Source organism: Mesorhizobium sp. M7A.F.Ca.MR.362.00.0.0 (genome assembly GCF_004023175.1).
GTDB lineage: Bacteria > Pseudomonadota > Alphaproteobacteria > Rhizobiales > Rhizobiaceae > Mesorhizobium.
Map to the genome: position 1 here is coordinate 1 of NZ_RZTF01000341.1, position 2,713 is coordinate 2,713.

Consider the following 2,713-nt stretch of genomic DNA (forward strand, 5'->3'; position numbering starts at 1 on the left):
GCTTTGGGCACGGCGACCGGCTCGACGAAAGGCGCATCCGACCCCGCCAGCCGTGCCAGCCTCCGCACCAGCGCGCTCATATTCGCCGGGCCGCCCTCGCGGAAATAGTCGAGCAGGCCGTCCAACTCTTCGCGCGGCAGCGTCGAGGCTTCGATCAGGCGCAAATCCTCGTCGCGGCATTCGCCGGGCAGCAGCGCCAGTTTTATGCCGCGTTCGCGGGCGGTCGAGGCGAGCTGGTCGCAGCCGTAGCGCCACCAGTCGTAGCCGCCGAGGATGCGCACCAGGATGATCTTGGCGTGGCGGGCGACGCTGTCGACCCAGAGGTCGACGGACATCGGATGGCGCAGGTCACGCAGTGCGGCCAGCCGCATCGAGGGCAGGCGGCCGGCATCGGCCTTCCAGGCTGCCGCCAGTCCGGCGAGGTCGCTGTCGGTGAAGGACAGCGCCACGATATCCGCCGGCGTCTGCCGCAGATCGACCGGCTCGGCGAGGTCGTCGAGCGAGGCGGATGTCGTGGTTAGGATGTGCATCGCAATCCGTGTCCGAAATCAGCCGGCGAGTATACGCTCGATCGCCGGGCGGTTCAGCCCTTTCAGGCCGATGACGACGAGACGCGAGCGGCGGTCGTCCTGCGCGGTCCAGGCGCGGTCATAGTAATGATTGACGCGCGGCCCGACGGCCTGCAGCAAGAGCCGCATCGGCTTGCCGCCGACTTCGACGAAGCCTTTTACGCGCAGCACGTTCTCTTCTTCTGCGACGGTGGCGACGCGCTTTGCCAGCTCGTCCGGATTGGCGATCGAGGCAATGTCGACGATGAAGGTATCGAAGTCGTCATGCTCGTGGTCGAACGCGCCGTCATGATGGGACTTGCGGTTCTGGATGTCGTCCTCGACGGCGAGACCGAGCCCGAGCAGCACCGAGGGATCGACCTTGCCATGCGATGTCGGCACGATCTTCACCGCGCGGGCGGAGTGTTCGCCAATGATGGTATTGGCGCGGGCGGTGCCGGCGGCGTCCATCAGGTCGCTCTTCGACAGGATGATCAGGTCGGCGCAGGCGATCTGGTCCTCGAACAGTTCTTCCACCGGGTCGTCGTGGTCGAGCGTCTCGTCCCCGGCGCGCTGCGCCTGCAGGGCATCCATGTCGCTGGCGACGCGGCCTTCGGCCAAGGCCGGGCCGTCGACCACGGCAATGACGCCATCGACAGTCACCCGGCTTTTCACGCTCGGCCACTGGAAGGCCTGGACCAGCGGCTTGGGCAGCGCCAGGCCCGAAGTCTCGATCAGGATGTGGTCGACCCTCGGCGTCAGCGACAGGATCTTGTCAAGCGCCGGGACGAAATCATCGGCGACGGTGCAGCAGATGCAGCCATTGGCCAGTTCGACGATGTTTTCCTCCGGGCAGGTGTCGATGCCGCAGCCCTTCAGGATCTCGCCGTCGATGCCGATGTCGCCAAACTCGTTGACGATGATGGCAATGCGCTTGCCGCCGGCGTTTTCCAGGAGATGGCGGACCAGCGTCGTCTTGCCGGCGCCGAGGAAGCCGGTGACGACGGTGCAGGGAACGCGGGAGAGGTTCGCAGACGAATCTGGGGCAGTCATGGTCAGTCCTTCAGCATGTCGAGGGGAGGGATGCGGGCAACGAGGCCACGCTTCAGGCTATCGGGACGGCCACGCCAGGGAATGAGACCGTCGGTCGAGGTGGCGAAAAGCTTGGCGCCCGTGACGAGGTCGGCGCCGCTGGTCTCGGTCAGGTCGCCAAAGACATAGCTCCAGCAGCCGTCGCGCAGGATGGCGGCGCTGAGGCGCCGCTTGCAATTGCCAAGGCATTCGACGCTGCGGATGCGGATGTCGTCGCTGGATGCGGCGCGGCGCGTATCCTCCGCCAGCAATTCGCCGGCGCGGGGATGAGCGTCGGAGCCGGTCTCATCGCGGCAGGAGGCGCAGACGATGATGGTGACGCCGGCCAAGGCATCATCATGGCCGGACGAAATATCCGCTGTGCCAGCCGAAAAACTGCTGTCGTGGTCCAAAGATCGGGCTCCTTGCCCGGAAACCCGCCGGGCGATCGGATTCTAAAGTCGCAGACGGCAGGTCTCCTGGCTCGCGGGTCATCGCCTTGGGTAGCCGCCTTCCCGGGAACTCCCAGTGGCTTTCGGCCTTGGCTCTTCGCTTACAGTTGCGGGGACAGCCGCGGATTTGGGATTTTGCCCCGCACCGCATTCCCTCTTAGCTCTTGCCGTTGCGGGCAAGAGACCATCTGAACCGGATTTAGGCTTTTGCGAGCGGCGGTGTCAACGCGAGCTTACGACATGGCGATGTCGGCCAGCGCCGGACCCAAATCGCCGGCCGGGGTCACTTCCATGCGTTCGAGCCCGAGCCAGCCCTGCATCTGCTTCAATTCCTCGAACAGTTCTGCAGCGGTTTCAGGCGGCGCACCCGGCTCGGCATAGGCCGCATGGACCCGCAGTATGCTGGCCGGACGGTCGGCCTTGAGGTCGACGCGTGCCACGATCCTGTCGCCGAGCAGGAACGGCAGGACATAGTAGCCGTATTGCCGCTTGTCGGCCGGCGTGTAGATCTCGATGCGGTAGTGGAAGTCGAACAGCCGCTCTGTGCGCGAGCGTTCGAAGACGACAGGATCGAACGGCGCCAGCAGGGCGCGGGCGTCGATCTTGCGCGGCAGACGCGCGTCTTTATGAAGATAGGCCAGC

3 protein-coding genes, 1 pseudogene and 1 riboswitch are annotated in these 2,713 nt (G+C 65.6%); all 4 genes and pseudogenes read right to left on the reverse strand.

Annotated features, from left to right (window positions below):
- Positions 1 to 530 (reverse strand): annotated as a pseudogene (locus EOC06_RS29140) (cobaltochelatase subunit CobN); the annotation flags it as partial.
- Between the two features lie 18 nt (positions 531 to 548).
- Positions 549 to 1,601, reverse strand: coding sequence for a cobalamin biosynthesis protein CobW (cobW, locus tag EOC06_RS29145; protein WP_128309418.1), 1,053 nt, complete (start codon positions 1,599 to 1,601; stop codon positions 549 to 551).
- A gap of 2 nt (positions 1,602 to 1,603) precedes the next feature.
- A complete protein-coding gene (locus EOC06_RS29150; RefSeq protein WP_127382171.1) occupies positions 1,604 to 2,032 on the reverse strand; it encodes a DUF1636 family protein in 429 nt (142 codons plus the stop codon).
- Between the two features lie 38 nt (positions 2,033 to 2,070).
- A riboswitch (cobalamin riboswitch) is annotated at positions 2,071 to 2,275 on the reverse strand.
- Between the two features lie 29 nt (positions 2,276 to 2,304).
- Positions 2,305 to 2,713: crosslink repair DNA glycosylase YcaQ family protein (locus tag EOC06_RS43800; RefSeq protein WP_245470175.1), on the reverse strand; the 409-nt coding region annotated here is incomplete at its 5' end.

What these genes read in the sequence shown, in the direction of transcription:
- cobW (WP_128309418.1), bottom strand. Translation starts at nt 1,601, where the DNA reads ATGACTGCCCCAGATTCGTCTGCGAACCTCTCCCGCGTTCCCTGCACC.